Origin of the sequence: Nonomuraea sp. CA-141351 (assembly GCF_050944675.1) — a bacterium.
GTDB lineage: Bacteria > Actinomycetota > Actinomycetes > Streptosporangiales > Streptosporangiaceae > Nonomuraea.
In genome coordinates, this window is the sequence record NZ_CP191982.1 from 4,986,197 (window position 1) to 5,006,646 (window position 20,450).

General features: G+C 72.1%; 18 protein-coding genes and 1 pseudogene. 14 read left to right on the forward strand and 5 right to left on the reverse strand.

The genetic code is table 11. The annotated features are described in order from the left end of the window. Positions 1 to 29 precede the first annotated feature (29 nt). Positions 30 to 1,235 (forward strand): MFS transporter, encoded by a 1,206-nt coding sequence (locus tag ACQPWU_RS23540; protein WP_433443564.1) that lies wholly within the window; start codon positions 30 to 32, stop codon positions 1,233 to 1,235. Between the two features lie 10 nt (positions 1,236 to 1,245). On the opposite strand, the gene ACQPWU_RS23545 is transcribed toward ACQPWU_RS23540, so the two are convergent. Both ACQPWU_RS23545 and ACQPWU_RS23550 read right to left on the reverse strand, forming a co-directional pair. After that, positions 1,246 to 1,395 carry a hypothetical protein gene (locus tag ACQPWU_RS23545; protein WP_433443567.1) on the reverse strand — a complete coding sequence of 50 codons (150 nt, stop codon included), beginning with the start codon at positions 1,393 to 1,395 and terminating at the stop codon, positions 1,246 to 1,248. 68 nt (positions 1,396 to 1,463) lie between these two features. Beyond that, entirely contained in the window at positions 1,464 to 2,429 is a 966-nt protein-coding gene (locus ACQPWU_RS23550; protein ID WP_433443570.1) for a Gfo/Idh/MocA family protein, read from the reverse strand. Between the two features lie 156 nt (positions 2,430 to 2,585). Here ACQPWU_RS23550 and ACQPWU_RS23555 point away from each other — a divergent pair, with 156 nt between their 5' ends. Then, complete coding sequence (locus ACQPWU_RS23555; RefSeq protein ID WP_433443573.1) at positions 2,586 to 2,783, forward strand: hypothetical protein; 198 nt, start codon at positions 2,586 to 2,588, stop codon at positions 2,781 to 2,783. 8 nt (positions 2,784 to 2,791) lie between these two features. On the opposite strand, the gene ACQPWU_RS23560 is transcribed toward ACQPWU_RS23555, so the two are convergent. Beyond that, positions 2,792 to 3,052 carry a winged helix-turn-helix transcriptional regulator gene (locus ACQPWU_RS23560; protein ID WP_433443576.1) on the reverse strand — a complete coding sequence of 87 codons (261 nt, stop codon included), beginning with the start codon at positions 3,050 to 3,052 and terminating at the stop codon, positions 2,792 to 2,794. Between the two features lie 90 nt (positions 3,053 to 3,142). Between ACQPWU_RS23560 and ACQPWU_RS23565 the strand changes: the two genes are divergently transcribed. Both ACQPWU_RS23565 and ACQPWU_RS23570 read left to right on the forward strand, forming a co-directional pair. After that, on the forward strand, positions 3,143 to 3,517 hold the full coding sequence (locus ACQPWU_RS23565) for a hypothetical protein (protein WP_433443578.1): 375 nt from the start codon (positions 3,143 to 3,145) through the stop codon (positions 3,515 to 3,517). A gap of 21 nt (positions 3,518 to 3,538) precedes the next feature. Next, positions 3,539 to 4,402, forward strand: a pseudogene (locus ACQPWU_RS23570) (IS481 family transposase); the annotation flags it as partial. A gap of 13 nt (positions 4,403 to 4,415) precedes the next feature. On the opposite strand, the gene ACQPWU_RS23575 reads toward ACQPWU_RS23570, so the two are convergent. Then, the gene (locus ACQPWU_RS23575) at positions 4,416 to 5,219 is read right to left on the reverse strand and encodes a substrate-binding domain-containing protein (protein WP_433443579.1); all 804 of its coding nucleotides are present in this window, start codon (positions 5,217 to 5,219) and stop codon (positions 4,416 to 4,418) included. Positions 5,220 to 5,487: 268 nt separating this feature from the next. Between ACQPWU_RS23575 and ACQPWU_RS23580 the strand changes: the two genes are divergently transcribed. Next, the gene (locus tag ACQPWU_RS23580; protein WP_433443581.1) at positions 5,488 to 6,645 is read left to right on the forward strand and encodes an IS110 family transposase; all 1,158 of its coding nucleotides are present in this window, start codon (positions 5,488 to 5,490) and stop codon (positions 6,643 to 6,645) included. Between the two features lie 468 nt (positions 6,646 to 7,113). Here the strand turns inward: ACQPWU_RS23580 and ACQPWU_RS23585 are convergent, their stop codons facing one another. Beyond that, on the reverse strand, positions 7,114 to 8,007 hold the full coding sequence (locus ACQPWU_RS23585; protein ID WP_433443583.1) for an NAD(P)/FAD-dependent oxidoreductase: 894 nt from the start codon (positions 8,005 to 8,007) through the stop codon (positions 7,114 to 7,116). A gap of 83 nt (positions 8,008 to 8,090) precedes the next feature. Between ACQPWU_RS23585 and ACQPWU_RS23590 the strand changes: the two genes are divergently transcribed. The 9 genes from ACQPWU_RS23590 to ACQPWU_RS23630 all read left to right on the forward strand — a co-directional run bounded on the left by ACQPWU_RS23590 (position 8,091) and on the right by ACQPWU_RS23630 (position 20,393). After that, positions 8,091 to 8,477, forward strand: a complete 387-nt coding sequence (locus tag ACQPWU_RS23590; protein ID WP_433443586.1) for a BlaI/MecI/CopY family transcriptional regulator — start codon at positions 8,091 to 8,093, stop codon at positions 8,475 to 8,477. A gap of 143 nt (positions 8,478 to 8,620) precedes the next feature. Next, positions 8,621 to 9,247: a M56 family metallopeptidase gene (locus ACQPWU_RS23595; RefSeq protein ID WP_433443588.1), complete on the forward strand. Its 627-nt coding sequence runs from the start codon at positions 8,621 to 8,623 to the stop codon at positions 9,245 to 9,247. 506 nt (positions 9,248 to 9,753) lie between these two features. Next, positions 9,754 to 11,751 (forward strand): hypothetical protein, encoded by a 1,998-nt coding sequence (locus ACQPWU_RS23600; RefSeq protein WP_433443590.1) that lies wholly within the window; start codon positions 9,754 to 9,756, stop codon positions 11,749 to 11,751. After that, the gene (locus ACQPWU_RS23605; protein WP_433443592.1) at positions 11,744 to 13,711 is read left to right on the forward strand and encodes a TOMM precursor leader peptide-binding protein; all 1,968 of its coding nucleotides are present in this window, start codon (positions 11,744 to 11,746) and stop codon (positions 13,709 to 13,711) included. The genes ACQPWU_RS23600 and ACQPWU_RS23605 overlap by 8 nt, the downstream gene beginning before the upstream one ends. 51 nt (positions 13,712 to 13,762) lie before the next feature. Beyond that, positions 13,763 to 15,367 (forward strand): SagB family peptide dehydrogenase, encoded by a 1,605-nt coding sequence (locus tag ACQPWU_RS23610; protein ID WP_433443594.1) that lies wholly within the window; start codon positions 13,763 to 13,765, stop codon positions 15,365 to 15,367. 51 nt (positions 15,368 to 15,418) lie between these two features. Beyond that, positions 15,419 to 15,598, forward strand: coding sequence for a hypothetical protein (locus ACQPWU_RS23615; protein ID WP_360711752.1), 180 nt, complete (start codon positions 15,419 to 15,421; stop codon positions 15,596 to 15,598). Positions 15,599 to 15,694: 96 nt separating this feature from the next. Further along, the gene (locus ACQPWU_RS23620; protein WP_433443596.1) at positions 15,695 to 18,277 is read left to right on the forward strand and encodes a lantibiotic dehydratase; all 2,583 of its coding nucleotides are present in this window, start codon (positions 15,695 to 15,697) and stop codon (positions 18,275 to 18,277) included. After that, positions 18,274 to 19,266, forward strand: coding sequence for a lantibiotic dehydratase C-terminal domain-containing protein (locus ACQPWU_RS23625; protein ID WP_433443599.1), 993 nt, complete (start codon positions 18,274 to 18,276; stop codon positions 19,264 to 19,266). Before ACQPWU_RS23620 ends, ACQPWU_RS23625 begins: the two co-directional genes overlap by 4 nt. Then, a complete protein-coding gene (locus ACQPWU_RS23630; RefSeq protein ID WP_433443601.1) occupies positions 19,263 to 20,393 on the forward strand; it encodes a thiopeptide maturation pyridine synthase in 1,131 nt (376 codons plus the stop codon). The genes ACQPWU_RS23625 and ACQPWU_RS23630 overlap by 4 nt, the downstream gene beginning before the upstream one ends. Positions 20,394 to 20,450: the final 57 nt, after the last annotated feature.

A 20,450-nucleotide genomic window follows, 5' to 3' on the forward strand; every position in this document is an offset into this window, starting at 1 on the left:
CCGGCCAGCGTGTCGGCTAGCGAACCGGCATGAGCGCTGCCCACGACCGCACCGTGGGCGTGCTGCTGACGTCGCAGGCGTTCCGCGGTCTCGGGTACGGCGTGGCCGCCGTCCAGCTCGGCGCTCTCATGGGCAGCGATGGGCTGTCGGCCACCGAGGTCGGTCTGGTGCTGGCGGCAATTCTGGTCGGCAGCTTTCTCACCAGTCTGGTCCTGGCTCGGTGGGGCGACCGCCTCGGCCGCCGCCGTGCCTACGCGGGCCTGTACGCCGCCCTGCTCCTGTGCGGCCTGGTCATCGCCACCGGCCTGCCCTGGTGGCTGCTGGCCGTGGCCGCCTTCAGCGGAGCGATGTCGGTCGAGGTCATCGAGTCCGGGCCGTTCACCACGCTGGAACAGGTCATGATGGCCGGCACCGGCCGCCCCCAGAAGCAGATCGTGCGGGGATTCGGCCTCTACAACGCGATCGCCGCCGTCGCCGGGACGCTCGGCGCGCTCCTGGGGAGCCTGCCCGCCGACCGGGGACTGCTTGGCGGCATCCTGGCCGGCACAGCCGCCGCCGGAATGCTCCTCACCCTCCGGCTGCCCGCCACCGTCGAAGCTCCGGCACCGGCTCCGGCACCCGGACTGCCGCAATCGCGCATACTGGCCCGCTCCCGCGGCCCGGTGGCCCGCCTGGGGGGCCTGTTCGCCACCGACAGCCTCGCCGGCGGGTTCGTCATCCAGGCCTATGTCGGCTACTGGCTCGCGGTCCGCTTCGGGGCCACCACCCACACGATCGGGATCACCTTCGCCGTGGCCGGGATCCTCCAGACCGCCTCGCTGCTGGCCGCGCCGCGGGTGGCCAACCGGATCGGGCTGCTGCCCACGATGGTCTTCACCCACCTGCCCGCCAACGTCATGCTGGTCGCAGTGCCGTTTGCTCCCTCCCTCCCGCTGGCGATCGCCCTCCTGCTCGGGCGCGCCTGCCTGTCGTCGATGGACGTGCCCGCCCGGCAGGCGTACGTGATGGCGATGGTCCCGCCCGAGGAACGCACCGCCGCCGCCGCGATCACCAACACCGCCCGCTACCTCACCAGGCCCCTGGGGCCGGCGCTGGCAGGCGTACTGCAATCGGTCAGCCTGGCCGCGCCGTTCCTGTTCGCCGGGGTCGCGAAGATTGGCTACGACCTCGCCTTGTGGCGGCTCTTCCGCCACATCCGGCTGCACACCGACTCTCCGCCCCGCCGGGCGCGCTGAACACGCTCGATCACCCAAGGACCTCCTTCACCATGCCCTCGACGCACCAGACGCCGAGCATGCTCAGCAGCCGGGAAACGGCCCGGCCGGCCGGCGCTGACGCCAGGCGCTCCAGCATGCGCCGCAGGAGCCGGGTGCTGCGCGCGTGCCGGTCGGCCAAGCCGCGTTGAGGTAGCCCCTGCCGCCGCCCGGTGCGACAACCAGGAAGAGCCCAGGGGGCCGCCTTCTTCAGCGGGGCGACAATCCGGCCGCGCGGTAGATGGCGTCGATGACCGACATGTTCGCGACGGAATCGGCGGGCGGGGTGAGGTTGCCCGTGCCGGTGCGCACGGCCGACTCGAAGGCGCGCAGCTGGCAGGTGTAGGTGGCCTCGCCGGGAACCTTCTCGCGCCGGCTCACGCCGTCCACCGTGTACGCCAGCCGGTGGAAGAACTGCGGGGCGACGAAGTTGCTCACCCGCATCTCGCCGCGCGTGCCGCGCACCCGTACGCCGATCTTGAGCAGCATACCCGACCACATCGACGAGTGCACCCGCCCGGAGGCCCCCGAGGGGAAGCGCAGGGCGGCGCTCATGGCGCGGTCGACGCCCGGCGAGCGCTCCAGCGCCCGCGCCTCGACGACCGCCGGCTCATCACCGCCCAGCAGCCTGGCCACATGCACGGCGTACGACCCGGCGTCCATCATCGACCCGCCCGCCAGCTCCAGCGAGTAGCGGATGTCGGAGAAGCGCGGCAGCGGGAAGCACATCCACGCCTCGACCAGGCGCAGCTCGCCCAGCTCCGCCACGATCTCGCGCATGCGCTCGGCCAGCGGGTGGTAGCGGTAGTGGAACGCCTCCATCACCACCGTGCCGCTCTTCTCCGCGGCCTCGGCCACCTCGCGCGCCTCGGCCTCGTTCGAGGTGAACGGCTTCTCGCACAGGACGTGCTTGCCCGCCTCCAGCGCCCGGATCGTCCAGGGGGCGTGCAGGGCGTTGGGCAGCGGGTTGTAGATCGCGTCGAGCGCCGGGTCGGCGATCAGTTCGTCGTACGAGGCGTGGACCCTGGGGATGCCGTGCTTGGCGGCGAACGCCTCAGCCCTCGACCGGTCGCGGGCGGCAACGGCGGCGACCTCGACCCCCGGCACGAGGCGGCCGGGATTGACCAGGGCGGCCGGCGCGATCCGCGCGGCCCCCAGAATTCCGATGCGCAGCATAGGCCGATCGTAAGTCCTCATCCACGGTCGTGATCGTGCTGCCGGAAGCCGCGCAAACGTCGGACGTGTCAGCTTGGACCGGCCGTGTCATGCTGAAGGTCGCATCGCAGCGTGCCGAGACCGCCCGCCTGGCCCGGGCAAGAAACGAGATCAGCAGTGAAATCATGGATTCCCCTCGTCATCGGCGTCCTCCTGGCCGCGGTCGGCATTCTGTGGACGCTTCAAGGGCTGGGCGTCGTCGGCGGCAGCGTGATGAGCGGCAACACCACCTGGGCCGTCATCGGCCCCATCGTCCTCGTCATCGGGCTGGTCCTCGCGGTGATCGGACTACGCCGGCTACGAGCCCGGCCCTAGATGTACTCCTAGCGGGCCCGGCTGGCTGCGATGGCGCCTCGGTGCTCCTCGGCCCAGTCGGCGAGCGACCGAAGCGGGACGGTCAGGGACTGGCCGGTGGCGGTGAGTGCGCACTCGACACGGGGAGGGCGCAAGTCAACGACCGTGCGGGTGATCAGCCCGTCGCGCTCAGACCGCTGAAGGGTGAGCGTCAACATGCGCTGGGAGATGCCTTCGACAGCTCGTTGTAGGGCTCGGAACCGGTAGGGCTCACGCGCCAGCGCGGCCACTACCAGGATTGACCACTTGTCCCGATTCGCTCAAGGATGTCCTTTGGCGAACAGCCCTCGGCGCCGAAACGCGCTGGAGCGGTCACATCCGTGCGCCTATCGGTCATCAAAGTGCCTTCTGTTGTCGAGGACGGACGGATTCGGTCGGCCCTGGACGAACCTCACGGACGGTGGCTGGCGGACCTCCTGCCACAGGCGAAGGTGGCCCGCGCCTTCACGCACGTCCAGGACGAGTTGCTTGTGAGTCGTGCGACGCGCCAGCCCGACACCTGGGCCATCGCTGTGGCAGCCGACGACGCCGGCGCTCTCGCGACCGCCAGCGAACTGGTGCGCTCGGCCCGGTACGTGCCGGTGTCCGTGGGCGATCTCGACCACTCGGCCGTCCTCGACCCTGGCGGTCCGCTGTTCCCGAACATGTATCTGCCTGGGGACATGCAGGACCTGCTCGCCGGCGAAGGCGCATAGACCGTGTGACACGGGAATGCCCGCACCACGGTCCACGCTCGGCGTCTCATCGTCTCCCGCCACCAAGCCGGCTGGCCCCAAGCACACATCACCAAGGCAATGGGCATCTCTCGCAACTGCGTCAGGAAGTGGCGCGACCGATACAAGCAGGAAGGAGAAGCAGGGCTCTGTGACCGGTCGTCCAGATCGCACTCGTCGCCCCGTCGCACCAGCACCGAAGTTGAGCAGCGCATCATGGACATGCGCCGTCAGTCGCGTCGCGGCCCCGACTGGATCGGCGCCGAACTCGGGATGCCCCCGCGAACGGTGTCACGGGTTCTGGCCCGGAACGGCGCGCCCCGGCTCTCAACGCTGGATCCCCTCACCGGCGACCTCATCCGGACGTCCAAGGCCACCGCAATCCGCTACGAGCGCACGCATCCTGGCGAGCTTGTTCATATGGACGTGGAAGATCGGGCGCATTCCCGATGGCGGCGGCTGGCGAGCGCATGGGCGTGGAGCCGCCTCGCTTGGCCAGATCGCCGCACGAAAGTCGGCTACGACTTCGTTCACTCACTCGTGGACGACTACTTCGCTGCCCACGGCATCACCCAGATCGAACGCCTGATGACGGACAACGCCTGGGCCTACCGCTACTCACCCCGCGAGTTTTGCGCTGAGAACGGGATCCAACAGAAGTTCATCAAGCCCCACTGTCCCTGGCAGAACGGCAAGGTGGAGAGACTCAACCGGACGCTCCAGACCGAGTGGGCCTACCGCCAGGTGTTTACCGGCAGCGACGAGCGCGCCGACGCCCTCGCTCCGTGGCTCGACTACTACAACAATCGCCGTCGGCACAGTGCCCTGGGCGAACTCCGGCCAATAGCACGTGCGCAACCAACCTAATAGCTGAGTACACCTAGACAGGCGGGGAGGTCGAACTAGGCGCTCGTTGACGCCCTGACCATGAGCTCCGGCTGGAAGACGATCTCCTGATGCCAGTGGCCGCGTCGCCGCGGGCGTCGGTGAGAAGCAGCTCGGCGGCCGCCTGGCCGAGCTGGTGCTTCGGCTGGCGGACCGTGGTGAGCGACGGCGACAGCAGCGCCGCGAACTCCACGTCGTCGTAGCCCATGACCGCCATGTCGTGCGGGACGGTGATGCCGCGCCGCTCCAGCCCGCGCAGAGCGCCCAGCGCCACCGTGTCGTTGACGCAGAGCAGCGCCGTCGGCCACTTGCGCAGGGACAGCCGCTCCAGCGCGGCCTCGCCCTCGCTCGGGGTGAGGCCGGGCAGGGTGATCTCGATGATCACCTCGTCCGGGTCGAGCCCGGCGGCGCGCACCGCCTTCACCAGCCCTTCCCACCGGTCGGCGCACTGCCGCACGATCGACGGCCCGTTGAGGAAGGCGATGCGCCGGTGGCCGAGTGACAGCAGGTGGGCGCCCGCCATCTCGCCGCCCCTGCCGTTGTCGACCGCGACCGCGCAGAGCTGGGAGTCTGCGCCCGGCCTGTCGAGCAGCACCATGCCGATGCCGCGCCGGCGCAGCTTCATCAGATGGGAGATGTCCTGACCGGCGGGCGTGATGAGGATGCCGGGCACCTGGTGCTGCTCCAGGATCTGCAGGTAGTGGGCCTCTTTCTCGAGCGAGTCGCTGGTGCTGCAGAGCACCAGCAGCAGCTGCTCTTGCGACAGCCTGGGCCTGGTCTCGATCCCACGCTGGAACACCTGCCGTCGTTGTCGGACCCGGAGGTACGGACCGGCTACCGCTACGGATTCGGCGCGCGCGGCGACGCCGGCACCAGCCCGCTGGTGCTCGACGCGGTGGAAGGACGCAGCATTTCCTGAGTCGGCGGCGGAAATCTCACCCGCCGCCGCTCGCGGAAGCGCGCATGAACCTAATGGTTGTTGCCTTGAGCACGTGGATTAGATTCCGCCGGTCCTTGCGGCTCTTGCGAGCAACCATCCCCGTTCCCTTCGTGGCTGGTCAAGGAGAATGCTGGTGCTGCAGGAGGTACAGACCTACTCCACGATGACTCGCTCGCTGCTAGGCATGTCGGATCGGCTGCGTTGTTTAGGCGTCACCCGCGTGGTGATGGAAGCCACCAGCGACTACTGCAAGCCCGTGTTCTACCTGCTGGAGACTCAAGGGTTTGAGGTGTGGCTGGTCAACGCCAAAGACGTCAAGCACCTGCCCGGCAGGCCTAAGACCGACGTCCTGGACGCGGTATGGCTGTGTAAGGTCGCCGAACGCCAGATGATCCGGCCGAGCTTCGTGCCTCCTGCCGAGATCCGGCGACTGCGTGATCTGACCCGCTACCGCTACGACCTGGTCAACACGGCCACCGCGGAGAAGAACCGCGCGGAGAAACTGCTGGAGGACGCGCAGATCAAGCTCAGTGTCGTGGCCAGCGGCATCTTCGGCGCTTCCGGCAGGGACATGATGGCCGCGCTGATCGCCGGGGAGCGCAACCCCAAGGTGCTGGCGCAGTTGGCGCGCACGTCACTGCGGCGGAAGATCCCGCTGCTGGAGGAGGCGTTCACCGGGCGATTCACTGACCATCACGCGTTCCTGCTGGGCAAAATTCTCGCCCGTATCGACGCCTTGGAGGCTGACATCACCGAGGTCGAACGCAAGATCGAGGAGGAGATCGTCCCTTTCGCCTCAGCGGTTGACCGATTGGATGAGATGCCCGGGATCGGCCTGACCGCAGCGCATGTGATCATCTCTGAGGTCGGCCTGGACATGCGCCGCTTCCCCACCCCGGGCCATCTGGCCTCCTGGGCGCGATTCGCACCTGGGCTCAAGCAGCCAGCCGGCAAGAATAGAGGCCGCGGCTCCACCGGAAAGGGCAACCGCTACTTGGCCCGGACCCTCGGCGAAGCCGCTGTCGGCGCCAGCCGGACCAACTCCTTCCTGGGCGAGCGTTACCGCCGGATAGCCCGAAGACGCGGCAAGAAGAAGGCCATCGTCGCGGTCGGCCGTTCCATCCTGACCATCGTCTGGCATCTTCTGTCCGATCCCAACGCCCGATACAACGATCTCGGCTCCGACTGGTTCGCCCTGCGTATCAACCCTGACCGCAAGAAGCGTGACCACGTCCGCCAGCTCGAAGCCCTCGGGTTCAAAGTCATCCTGGAGACCGCCGCCTGACCTCCACGCACAGCCAACCCCAACGGCAGTCGTCACGCTGGGGTTCGCTACCGCCTGCACGCGTACTGTCCGATTTTCGGATCAGGCGCACGGCTCCCTCGCCGGAGGCGACTACCAGGAGGGACGCAGCGACCTCGACCTGATCGCGACCCTCGGCCGGGGCGTACACGACCGAGGAGAAACGCTGGCTCGACGAGACGCACGATAAGCTGCCACTGGCCGCGAAGCTGCACTGCAGCTACCTCGTGCCCGGAGAGCTGGACGATCTGGCCCGCCCGCACCTGACCTGGGCCCACGAGGAGCTCACGCGCCGCCCCGTGACCGCCGTGCCAGGCGCGAGCTGCACACCTTCGGTTCCGCCCTGTACGGCGGGCCACCCGCGGCCCTGCTGCCGCCGGTGAGCGACGAGCAACTCGCCCGGTTCGTCATCGAGGGCCTGCGCGAGATCTTCACTACGGCCCTCGGCCTTCACGCGTAGAGGAGTTCCTGGTCGATGGTGACCGCGGTGACGACCCCCGCGGCGGCGCCCAGCACGACCTGCGCCCCGGCGAAGGGCATCGCGGGACGCCTGGCCATGTCACCGGCGGCGTAGACGCCGGGCGTGGACGTCTGACCGAAGTCGTCGACCTCGACCGAACCGTCCTCCAGTAGCCGGCAGCCGAGACGTTCGGCCAGGTCTGAGCCCTGGCGGGTGGCGGGATGCACGAAGAGCGCGTCCCTCTCGAGGTAACCGGCGTCCTTGAAGACGACCCGCGCCAGCGCCGTGCCCTTTCCCTCCAGCCGGTCCACCGTGTCCTCGCGGATCTGCACCCCTCTGTCCGCGAGCATGGCGCGCTGGGTGTCGGAGATCTCGCCGCCGTTGGTGCACAACACGACGTCGGAGCTGAGCCGCGCCAGATGCACGGCCTGGTGCACACCCCAACCGCCGACGTCGAGGACCGCGATGCGTTGCCCCTGACGTTCCCATCCCTGGCAGTACGGGCAGTGCACCACGCCGTTCCCCCAGCGTTCGGCCAAGCCGGGAATTGCGGGCAATTCATCTCGCACCCCGGTTGCCAGCACCAGCCGGGCGGCTTCGGCCCGCGCTCCATCGTCGAGGGAGACCATGAAGCCCTCCCTTGCATGGACGGCGCGCGCCTGCCGAACTTCCACGTCGGGATATCGGGCCAGTTGCTCCAGGGCGGTCGTCCGCAGTTCGGCGGGCGGTATGCCGTCTCGCGAGAGGAGATTGTGCACGGCGCCGCTCACGGCGTTGCGCCCGGGTCCGGCATCGAGGAGCAACGTCCGCCTGCGTACCCGCCCCAGCGTGAGCGCGGCGTTCAGCCCTGCCGGACCCGCCCCGATGATGATCACGTCATACATGGCAGCACTCTTTACTATCGGTGTGTAGTACTAAGTGCCAATAGTAGGCCAGCCTGCTACTATCAGGCAATAGGAGGTGCTGGGTGAGCGACGAACTCGATCGCGCGGCGGCGGTGCTGGGGCCGTTGGAAGGCCGCATCATGCGCGCCCTGTGGTCCGGGACCGTCAAGGAGCCGTTCGTGGTCCGCGACATCCACGTACTCCTGCCGGAACTCGCGTACACGACCGTGATGACCACGCTGCGCCGCCTGGCCGACAAGGGCTTGCTGGCCTCCAGCGCCGAAGCCGGACAACGGGCGCACCGCTACCGGCTGGTGCAGTCGCCCGGCGAGTTCCTGGCCACAGTGAGCGCGCAGGAGACGAGCAGGTTCGTGGAGCGGTACGGCGACGCGGCTCTCGCCGCGTTCGCGGCCCGGCTCGCCACCCTCACACCCGAGCAACGAAGGCGACTGGAAGAACTCCGCGAATGATCCTCTACAGCCTGCGTCGCCGGCCGCTCCTCCTGGTGAGCGTCGTGATGCTGGTTATCCTCCGGCTGCTCTGGACTCCGTCCCCCGGCATGAACATGACGACGGCTGAGTGCTGGGGGCTGGCTCTCGCGATCGTAGCTGGCGTGAGCATCGTCTCCGTCGCGGTCCGGGCCACGTGGCTGGCCTGGCGGACCGCTCGATCGGTCGCGAGGTTGCCGCAGACTACGCTCGCCTGGCCGGATTCGCCCAGGGCAGCCCTGCTGCCCACCGGGGAACCGCTGGCCTTCTGCGCGGGGATGCTGAGACCGAGGGTGTACGTCAGCGCGGGACTGACGGAGACGCTGAGCGGCGACGAGTTGGACGCCGTCCTCTGCCACGAAGCCGCTCACGCGCGGCGCCGCGACCCCCTGCGCAGGGTGTTGATGAATGCCGCCACGGACGTGCTGTTCTTTCTCCCGGTGGTGCGATGGGCGGCCCACGTGCAGAGGGAACGAGCCGAGCTCGCCGCCGACCGCGCGGCGATCGCGCAGGTGGGCGCCCGCCACGTCGCAGGCGCGCTGCTGGCCGTGGATGGAAGCACCGCGCCCCGGGGTGTGGCCGCCTTCGACGGCGCGGCAGCCGCCAGGGTGGCCCAACTCACCGGCGACGCCCCGCCACCGCACAAGGCCGGCCTCGGCGTGGTGGCCCTCTCACTCACCGGTCTCGTCGCCGCCACCAGTCTCATGATGTGCGTCGGCCATAGCCTCTGGGTGCTCGTCGCAAGCTCGTAGGTCCGCCGCCCCTGCACGGCACGTTGGAGTCTACGTCCACAAATCGGCGCTTTAGTCTCCAATCTCCCCTGGCGAAGGAGGCCGTTCCGGCCTGAAAATCGGGGAGGTTGCCCGCCGACGTCGAACAGGAGCGGGCGCCGTCATCGCGGCGCACGTCACTCTCGCGCCTGCCCGCACGCTGCGCTGGATGACGGCATCATGGCCGGTCGTGTTGCTGCGGTCGGCCCACTCGACGATGACCGCACCGGCGACACCACCACCTGAAACACCGGGCACAGAGCCGGTTCTGGGCGGCGACGCGGGCTTGGCAAGGGGACGCGCCCCGGAAGTGGGCCCCTGATCCTGGCCCGCACGTTTCGACCGCGGGGAGCCCTGCGGCGGCTCATCGGGTAAGCGACATTCCGTAATTGACAAGAGAATTTCGCGATTATATCTGGCAATAGACGCACATAAAAGAGCCGATTTATGGGTTTACATAAACGGTTTCCATCCATAACATCACGTTCATGGGAGCGCTCCCAAACGCCGATCCGGCGATGAGACCGCAGCTGCGCGACGACGTCCGGTTCGTCGAATGCCCTGACGGCGCCTACGTGCACAGCGACTATGGGGCGTGCACGCTGCGCGGACGGCAGGCCTACGCCTGGCTCGCCAGGCTGGCACCTGCGCTGACCGGCCGCCACACCCTGGCCGAGCTCACCGCGCGACTTCCCGGCGACAAGCGGGCCATGGTCGAGAGTCTGGTGGGCCGGCTCGCCGAGCAGCGGTTCGTGGTGGACGCCCGTCAGGCGCGGCCGCACGGGCTGACCGGCGCGGAGCTGCGTGCGTACGCGGAGGAGATCGCCTTTATCGGTTACGCACTGGATTCGCCGGAGTCCCGGTTCGAGCGGATACGCCGCGCCCGCCTGGTGCTGGCCGGCGCGGGCCCGCTGCTGGAGGCGCTGGTGGGGGCGTGTTTCGGCTCGGGATGGCGGCGGGTCACTGTGATCTGTCCCGACGCCGCGGCGGCCGGCCGGGCCGCGGACGCCGCCCGCCGCGACCCCGGTCAGGAGATCCGGATGCTGTCCTCCGACGGCGACGCGCTCGGCCGGGCGGTCGCCGGGGACGCCGACGTCGTGCTCCAGGTGAGCGCGGACCTGGACGCCCTGGTGGCGACGGCCCGTGCCTGCGAGGCGGTCGGCGTGGTGCTGGGGCAGGCGCTCGTCGGCCCGGCGGAGGTCTGGCTCAGCGGAGTGGGACAGCCCTCGGTGACGGCCGCGGAGTCGGGCTGGCACCGGCTGGCCGCGCTGCCCGCCGCGGTTCAGGTCACACCGGATGAGGACTGGCTGGCAGGACCGGTGCCCACGGTGGTCGCCTCCATGTTGGCGCTCGCCTGTTTCTCTCACGTGACCGAGCTCGACACGGGCCCGGCGCGCCTGCTCACCCACGTGGACCTGCGCACTCTCGACACGCTCCCGCACCGGTTCCTGGCTCATCCGCGTGCGGGCGCCCGTCCTGGCGGAGGTTCGGAGGAGATCAGGGAGCTGACCGACGCGCTGGCGACGGCCGCGCCGGTCGAGGCGGAAGGGCTGCTCGGCCTCACCGCCGGGCTGGTCGACTCCCGGCTGGGCCTGCTCGGCATGCTGGACGAGCAGGCGCTGGCGCAGTCCCCGCTGGCGGTGTGCCAGGCGGCCGTCTCCGACCCGTTCGGCGCGCTGCCCGGCTGGGCGCCGCCGCCGCAGGCGTTCGGCTGGGGACCCGACCAGCGGACGGCCCGGCTGCGCTGTCTGTTCGCCGCCCTCGCCACGTACGGCCTGCTGGCCCTCGACCCCGACGGGGAGGGGGTGATATGGGGCGTGGAACTGCCGGAGGGGCGGCCTCGCCCCGTACCGGCGGACGATCTCCGGCTCACCGGCACCGGCACATTACGCCCGCCGGTCGGCACCGGCGCCGGCCTGAGATGGCCGGAGGCCCTGGCCGCCGGTCTGCGGGCCCAATGCGAGCACCTGCTGGCCACACACCTGTCGGCCGCCCCGGACGACCACACCGGCCCGACCGGGATGGACGGGCCGATGGCAGCCCCCGCGGAGGACCACGCCGGGGCGGGCGCGCCGGTGGGGCCCGTGGAAGATCCGGTCGCGGAGGCGTTGCTGCGACAGCTCGTGCTGGCCGGTGAGACACCGCGGGTCCGCGACCACACGGCCGTCCTCGGCGTACCCGCCGTCTCCCTCGCCGTCCCCGGTCGAGGGGCGCTCGTGTCAGTGGCCGCCACCGTCCCGGCGGCGCTGCGCGACGGCCTGGAACGGCTGCTGCTGCGCTGGCAGTCCCGGACCGCCCGGCAGCACGCGTACGCCGAGGCCCGTCCCCTCTGGGCGCCGGACGGCGACCCCTCAGAGGCCGTGCGGATGATGGCCGGGGCACTGCGCCGCGCGGGCAAGGTGCCGGTGGCGGTGCCGCTCCACGGCGACCCCGAGGCCGCCCGGCTGCTTCCCTTCGTCACCCGCGTCGCGCTGCTCGATGACTGAGCTCACCATCACCACGGCCGCACCCGCCGCGCACCCTGACCCGGTGACCGTGCTGGGCGAGGGCCGCCTGCACGCGGCCATCCGCGCAGCCCTCGCCTCCACCGCCGGACCGGAGAGCGGCGCGATCGTCGTCGCGAGCGACGCCGACGACGTGCGGCCGTACCCCGCGGTGGCGCGACGCGCGGCCGAGCGGGACGTGCCGTGGCTGCCGGTGCGGATCGAGGCCGGCTGGGCACTGGTGGGCCCGGCCGCCCGTCCGTCCCGGCCCGGCTGCCCGACCTGTGTGGGACGGAGGCGCGCGGGCAACCGGCCGGACGCTGTGGCACGTGACCTGCTGCGCGCGCAGTGGGGCGCGGACCTCGACTCGCGGCCCAGCTCCCTGCTCACGCCGCTCGTCGCGCATACGGTCGCCGCGCTGGTCGCCGATGAGATTCACCGGCTGCGGCACGACCCCGGCTCCGCGCGGACCGTCGGCGCGCTGCTGAAGGTCCACCTGCCGACCGCCGCGGTGCGCCGCCACCCCTTCCTGCCCGACCCGCTCTGCCCCGACTGCGGCGCACGGCCGGACGATGGTCCACACTCCGGGCAGTACGTCCCGCGCCCGGCGCCCAAGCCGGATCCCGCGACGTTCCGGGTCAGCGGCATCAGCGGCCGGGGGGCGGAACTGGAACAGCGGTTCGTCGACGCGGAGACCGGCATCGTGCAGGCTCTGATCGCGCAGGAGCGCGGCGGCGGCCCGATGGCGGTCGCCCGGCTCAGCCCGGCCCGCACCGAGCACGAGAGCCACCACGGTTACGGCCGCAGCGACGACTTCGCCTCCGCGCGGGCCACCGCCGTCGCCGAGGCCCTGGAGCGTATCGCCGGCATCCACCCGCGTGGCCGGCGGACCGTCGTGCGCGCCGCGTACGACGACGTCGCCGACCACGCCCTCGACCCGCGCACGCTGGGCCTCTACCCCGACGACTGGTACGACCAGCCCGGCTTCCTGTTCACCCGCTTCCATCCGGAGCGGCCCACCTCCTGGGTGTGGGCGTACTCCTTCGGCCGGGACGCGCCGGTGCTGGTGCCGGAGAGCTACGCCTTCTTCGGCCCCCGCCCGGCGGACGACCTCGGATTCGCCTACGAGTGCTCCAACGGCTGTGCCCTGGGCGGCCACCCGGCCGAGGCGATCCTGTACGGCCTGCTGGAGGTGGCCGAGCGGGACGCGGCCCTGGCCACCTGGTATGCCCGGATGCCCATCCCGCGCGTCGACCTCGGCTCGGCGGCCGACCGCCGCATCCCGATGCTCGCCCAGCGGGTGCGGGACCGGCTGGGCTACGACGTGCACGCGTTCGCCGCGCTGCTGGAGCAGCGGGTGCCGGTGTTCTGGGTGATGGCCGTCGACGCGCTGGGCCGGCCGGACCGGCCGCGGGCACTGTGCGGCTCGGCCTCGCACCTGGCCCCGGAACGGGCTCTCCGCCGGGCGCTGGAGGACCTGAGCCCGATGCTGGCGAGCCATGTCGAACGCTACGACCCGGCGTCGTCGGCCCGGCTGGCGGCCGACTCCGACGAGGTGCGGCTGCTGGAGCACCATCCCCTGACCTACGGCCACCCGGACGCGTTCGACCGGCTGGGCTTCCTGCCGCTGGACGGGCCCGCGCTGACCGTGGCCGAGGTGACGGCCCGGGTGGGCTGGCCCGAGCACGACGACCTCTGCGCGGACGTGGCCGAGCTGGCCGGGCGCTATCTGGCAGGCGGGCTCGACGTGATCGCCGTCGACATCACCTCGCCCGAGGCGCGGGCGTGCGGCCTGTCCGGCGCGAAGGTCATCGTGCCGGGGACGACGTCCATGACCTTCGGGCACCGTTACCGGCGCGTCCACGGCCTGCCGCGGTTGCTGAGCCTGCCACGGGTCCTCGGTCACCGGGATCGCGACCTGCGGCCCGCGGAGCTGAACCCGTACCCTCACCCGTTCCCCTGACTGGTCGCCGCGGCCCCTGGGGACACGACGAAGGAAGCGAGGCAGACCCTGATGCACACGACCACGGCGACGAGCGCGCCCGGCGCGGCCACCCGCCGCTACCTGGCCGCCATGCGGAACCGGGGCCCGCTGTCCATCGACTGGGCCGCCGCGCCGACCAGGCACAAGCGTTACCCGGGCGCCGAACGCGCGCGGCTGCCCTGGGCCGCCGGCGACGGCTCGCCCCTCGGCCTGATCGGCGAGCTGCTGCGGGACCTGCTCGGCATGACCAGGCTCGTGTGGTCCCACCACCTCGACGACCGCGGCGAACCCTTGGGGCGGCCGCCCATGCTGCTCACCGGCCGGCCCGCACCGTCAGGCGGAGGGCTGTACCCGATCGAGGCGTACGTGGCCGCGGGCGAGCCGGGCCTGCCCGCCGCCCTGTACCACTACAACCCGGTCCACCACGAGCTGGAGCGCGTGCGCGACGGCGACCACGTCCCGGCGCTGACCGGCCTGCTCGTGGACGGTCCTGCGGCGGACATGGCGGTCGTCCTGTCCGCGGTGTTCTGGCGGTCGATGTTCAAGTACGGCGACTTCGGCTACCGCCTGATCTGCCAGGAGACCGGCGTGCTCGTGGCCCAGGCGCTGGCCGTGGGCGGGCGGCTGGGACTGGCGGGCCGGGCCGGCCTGCGGTTCCCGGACGGTGAGGTGGACCGGCTGCTCGGGCTGGACGGCACCCGGGAGGCCGCGCTGGCCGTGCTCACCCTCACCCTGCCGCACGCCCGCGCCCGTGAGACGCCGGCCTCCTCCCGCGTCGGCGAGCTGATGTCGCAGCCGGTGGCGGGGGAGAGCACCCCGCTGCCCAGGGCCATGCCCGAGGGCCCCGCCGCAGCCCTGCACCGGGCCTGCACGTCCGCGTCCCCGGACGTCGGCTCCCGGGACGAGGTGGGCCCATCAGAACTGACCGGAGTGCTGCGGCCGCGGCTGCCTGCGTCGGCGGGCCGGGCCGTCCCGGCTCCCGAGCCCGCGCCCGGGGCCTGGCCGGCCGCGGCGGTGGCGCGCCGTACGTCACCGCTGGCCGGCTACCGGCCGGTGCCGCTCATGGAGAAAGCGCTCGGCGCCGTGCTCGCGGCGGCGGGCGGCGGCTACCCGGCCGACCTGCCCGGTGCCGCGACAGGGCCCGCCGCGACCGCGCTGTGCCTGCTGTCCCTGCGGGTGGAGGGGCTGCCACGCGGCGCCTACTGGTACGACCCGGCACGACACACGCTTCACGAGCTGGCCGGCGCCGGCCAGGTGGACGCCGTGGCCACCGGGCGGCTGCTGGCCAACACGCGGGTGGCGCTGCGCGGGGCCGCCGCCGCGCTGGTCCCCGTGGGCGACCCGGTCGCGGGCGCGCACCTGTTCGGCGACCGCTGGTACCGCATGCAGCAGATGGAGGCGGGCCTGGTCGCCCAGCGGGCCGCGCTGGCCGCCACCGCGCTGGGCCTGGCCACACGCATCCACTCCGACGGCGCCAACGAGACCACCGACGAGGTGCTCGGCCTCGCCGGAACCCCCTTGCGGAGCCTGTCCTTCCTGGCGATGGGCACCCCACCGACCGGCGGGCCCCTGGTGGCCCGCCCCATGCCGGCTCTTGTACGCGAGGAGGTGGTGCCCACTTCGACGACAGCGTGACCCGTTCAGATCAACAGTATTTCGACATCTTCATCTCAGAAGGAGACACACATGTCCGGTGAGAACCTCAAGCTCGACCTGCGCGGCCTGGACGTCGACTCCATTGACGTCGTGTCCGCCGACTCCATCGTGGTGGAGGGCCACGGCACCATCGAGACCGGCGCCTCCTCGGCCACCGGCTACTGCTCGTCGTACCTGACGGCCACCAGCTGCTGGGCCCCGGAGGAGTAGAGCCCGCACGGCCACTGATGTGACGAGCAGGGCCGAGGGCGCCCGTGCCGTGGGCGCCCTCGGCCCCTGGCGAACCCCCACGAGGAGCGCGTTCCATTGACCCATGTAGCGCACGCCGTCCCCGTCGCTGGGGACGGCGACCCGGTAAGGCTCGTTGATCCCGATTATGCACTGTCGCCTGTCTTCGCAGTCCGCGTCGCGGGGCTGCCGGTGGCCGGGCTCGACCGGATGCGCTGCACCCGGACCTGGCGGCTGGTGGACGAGCTCGCGAACGTCTCGGCCTGGCTGCGGCGGGAGGGCGCGGATCTGTCCGATCCGCTGCACGATGTGATCGGCGACGTGGCGGCCGGCCCTCTCAAGTCCGGGCTGGTGGCGCTGCGGCGCGCGGTGTTCTCCGGGCGCCTTCCGTCAGGCGGGGCCGCGTCCGTTCTGGCAGCCCTCCCCGCGGACCTGGCCGCCCGGATCGGCACGTGGACCGCCCTGAGGCGCCGCGCGGACGAGTTGCGCGCGGCGCTGCCCTCCGTACTGGCGGAGGAGTCGCGGGAGAAGACGGCGCTGCTGCGCGAGGCGGTGTCCGACGCCGGTTTCCGTCACGGCCTGGCGCAGGGCAGCCCGGTGCTGGCCGGCCGCCTCGACGCCTGGCTCGCCGGCCCCGCCGACCGCCCGCCGGAACGGCAGGAACTGCTGCGGCTGGCCCGCTACCTCGCCCGGGCGACCGTCAAGACCAGCCCGTACGCCACGTTCACCCTCAGCGGCCTGGGCCGGTGGGAGGCGGACGGTCCCGCGGTGCGAACCGGCGGTGAACCGTCCTGGCGCGTCGTGGTCGAGCTGGACCGGGCGGTCCTGCGCCCGCTGTGGGCGGTGCTCACCCGGCATCGGCGCGTACGGGAGCGGGCCCGGCTGCGCATCAACCCGTCCGCCGCCGACGACGGCGACCGGATCTGGTTCCTCAGCGCCGGTCACGGCGAGCCACTGTCCGGGGTGTCCGCGAGCCCCGCGGTGCGGCAGGCCCTCGACTGGGTGCGCGAGCATGCCTGCGCCACCCTCGCCGACGCCCCGGGGATCGAGCCGCTGGTCGACGCGGGACTGCTGGAGCTCGTCCCGCCGTACGACGAGCAGGGCGCCGACCCGGTGGGCCGGCTGGCGTCGTGGCTGGCGGAGGAGGGTCCCGCGCCGTACGCGCAGGCCGTCGGCCGGGTCGCCGAGGTGTTGCGCGACCCTGATGGTGGCGAGAAGGCGGCCGGGGTCGTGCGGGAGGCGCTGCGGGAGGTGCTGCCGGCCGGGCCGTCGCTGCCCGACAAGAACCTGCTCTGGCACAGTGCCGTCATCCCCGGCGTCGCGGGACGGCTGAGCGCGGCGGCCTGGCGCGGAGTGTGCGACGACCTCGACGCTGTGCGCGGGCTGCTCGGCCTGTTCGACCCCGACCTGCCCGTCAAGATCGCTGCCACCGCGTACTTCCTGGACCGGCACGGCCCCGGCGGCCGGATCCCCGCCCTGGACCTCTACCGCGAGATCCACAAGGAGGAGCCGGGGGAGGGCGGGGCGTTGCTGCGCGGCATGCTGCGCGACCCGGTCGCGGGCACTCGGGCGGTGCCGGACGCCGAGCCCCCACCCGGTCTGGTACGGCTCACCGAGCTGCGGCGGAGCTTCTGGGAGCGGGCCGGCGCGGGGCCCGGCGCCCGGGAGCCGGTGGTGGACCTCACAGCCGCCCGCCTGGCCGCCATGGCGGAGGACTGGCCGAGCTTCGTCCGGCCGCCGGGGTCGATCTGCTGTTACCTGCAGGCCGTGCCGGGACCCGGCGGTGTGCGCGCGGTCGTCAACTCGGTCTCCGCCGGGTACGGGCGCGGCCTGTCGCGGCTGCACCGGCTGGTCGTCCTGGCAGGTGGCGAGGCGCCGCCGGCCGCCGAACTCCGGGCCGCGCAGGGCGACGTCCTGGTGGCCGAGTGCCGCGGGCTCGCAGGCGGCGGCCTCAACGTCCGCCCGGCCACGGCCGACCTCGCCCTCGACCATCCCTTCACCGCCCCCGACGCGCACCTTCCGCGCGTCGCGCCGGCGGAACTCACGGTCGGCTACGACCCCGGGTGTGACCGGCTGACCTTGTTCGACAGTGCGGGCCGCCCGGTCCGACCCGTCCACCTCGGTATGACCGCCCAGTACTGGCTGCCTCCATGGCTGCAGTTCCTGGTGCGGACGTTCGGCGAGCCGTCCACGGCGATGGTGCCCGGCTGGGTGTTCCGTACCCGGGGCGAGGCGCCGGCGGAGGGCGTGGTGGAGCGCTGGCCGCGGATGGACGTCGGGCGGGTGACGCTCGCCCGGGCGGCCTGGCGGCTACGGGCCGGCGCCTTCCCGGTACCGGCCAAGGGCGAGGGCGAGGCCGCCTACCTGCCCAGGCTGGCCGAGTGGCTGGCGCTGCACGGGGTGCCTAGGCGGTTCTTCGCGCGGGTGGTGGACCTCCGGCACGGCCTGCTGGTGGGGCTGCTGAGCAAGGACCGCAAGCCAATGTACGTGGACGTAACCGACATGCTGCTGCTGACCGGGTTCTTGCGCACACTGCGCGACCCCGGCGCGCTGCTGGTGCTCGAGGAGGCCCTGCCCGACCCCTCCCAAGCGCCCAGGTACGGCGCCGGCGGGCGGGTCACCGAGTACGTCGTGCAGCTCTCCGCGCGGCCGGACCGATGACGGCGGCGCGGACGGACGAGGGCCGCTGGGTCGGCGCGCACCTGTTCCATTTCGGCGACCTCGACCCGCTGATCACCGACGTGGTGGGCCCGGTGACGGAGGAGCTGGCGGCGGACGGCACGGCGCGCCGCGCCTTCTTCCTGCGCTACTGGGAGGGCGGCCAGCACGTACGCCTGCGGCTGGAGGTGCCGGACCCGGCGCGGATGCCGCGCGTCCGGGACCTGGTGCGTGAGCGGGCGGCGGCCCACTTCGCCGCGCACCCGTCTCCTTCGGTCGACGCGGCGGCCTACCGCGCCTTCGCCGCCGCCATGGCCGAGGGCGAGCGGCGTACGTGCTACGACGAGCGGCTGCACCCCGCCGGCTCGGTGGCGTTCATCGGCTACCGGCCCGAGTACGAGGCGTACGGCGACGCCGCCTGCGTGGCCGCCGCCGAACGGCACTTCGCGGTGTCGAGCCGGCTCGCGCTGGACGTGCTGGGCGCCGGGACGGAGATGGGCCGGCGCGCGGCGATCGGGCTGGCCGCGCTGACCGTCGCGGCCGCCGTGTGCGAGCCGGACCTGCCCTCCGCCGCCCACCGCCTGGCCACGGGCGCCCGTGAGGCGCAGGGGGCCGGGAGCGGTTCGGCGAGTGAGGAGGATTGGCGGCGCCGTAAGAACGCCCTGCTCGCCCAGACGCGCAAGTTGTGGGACGCGTCCGAGTCCGGCGGCGGCCTGCTGGCCACGTGGGCGTCGTCGCTGCGCGTGCTGCGTGACGACCTCGACACCCTGCACGCCGCCGGCCGGTGCGCGCCGCTCGACTCGGGCTCGCCGCACGCGTTCCTCGCCCTGGCCGCGCCGCCGGAGCGGCGCACGGTGGCCCTGATCCTGATGCGCTGCGTCCACCTGTTCCACAACCGGCTGGGTCTGCGTGCCGGGATCGAGCAGCACATGTCCTTCCTTGCGGCCCGCGCCGTCGCCGGCCTCGCCGACTCCCGGAGGTGGTCCCCTTGACCGGCTCGCCCGTATCCGACTGGCATTGCGTGCACGTCTACTACCACGCGCCGGACAAGGACGGCCTGCTGCTGGACGCCGTGCGGCCGCTGCTCGACGGACTGCGCGGCCAGGTGGAGGCGGCGTACGTACTGCGCCACTGGCGGCAGGGCCCGCACCTGCGGATCAACGTCAAGGCGGCGCATGCTGTCTGGGAGCAGGTCGTGCGCCCGCGTGTGGACGAGGTGGTCGGCGCCTACCTGCGCGAGCACCCCTCGACGGCCGCGCTCGACCCGGCCGCGAGCATGGTCAGGCACCGCCTGCTCGCAGTGCGGGAGCAGGAGCGCGGGCCGCTCACGCCGTGGCCGCCGGACAACTCCGTCCGCGACGCGCCGTACGACTCGCGCCGGCACGTGCTCGGCAGCGACGAGGCGGTGGACCTGCTCACCGCGTTCTACGCCGATGCCACCCCGCTGCTGTTCGGCATGCTGGAGCACGTGCGCGCGGGCCGCGACAGCAAGGTCGGGCTGGCGCTGAGCCTCATGCTGACCGTCGCGCACACCTCGCAGCGCATCAACCGCAGCTACCTTTCGTACCGGATGCACGCGGAGGGATTCATCACCTGGGCGGCCGACCCGGAGGGCGTCCGCGCGTCTTTCGAGCAGAGCTTCCGGGAACGGCGCGCCGCGCTGACGGAGCGCGTGCGGGACGTCGTCACCGCCCTGGACGACCCCGCCGCCCCGCCCGTACCGTTCGTACGGGAGTGGGCGGCGCTGCTGGAGCAGTACCGGCGGCGGGCCGGAGCGCTGTTGGACGACGGCCGGCTGGTCCAGCCGATGACCGAGCGGGGCGAGGCGTTCCGGGTGCGGCCCGGCGACCCGCCCGCGCCGCACCGCGAGCCGAACGAGCTGCAACGCCTGGTCTTCGAGAACCCCGCCTACCACGAGGCGATCTTCACCGACCCGGCCTTCCTGCGCTATCGGGTGCTGCTCAACTACACGTACCTGCACCTGACCCGGCTCGGGCTCACCCCGCTCGACCGGTTCAGGACCTGCCACCTGCTGGCCGACGCGGTGGAGGACGTCTACGGTCTGTCGGGGCTGGACACACTGCGCCGGTTCGCCGGGCGCCCCTCGGCCGCCGGCTGACACGGGTCCCGCCGCACCACGGCGTCGTGCTGGTCGAGCGCCAGCTCACGGTGAAGA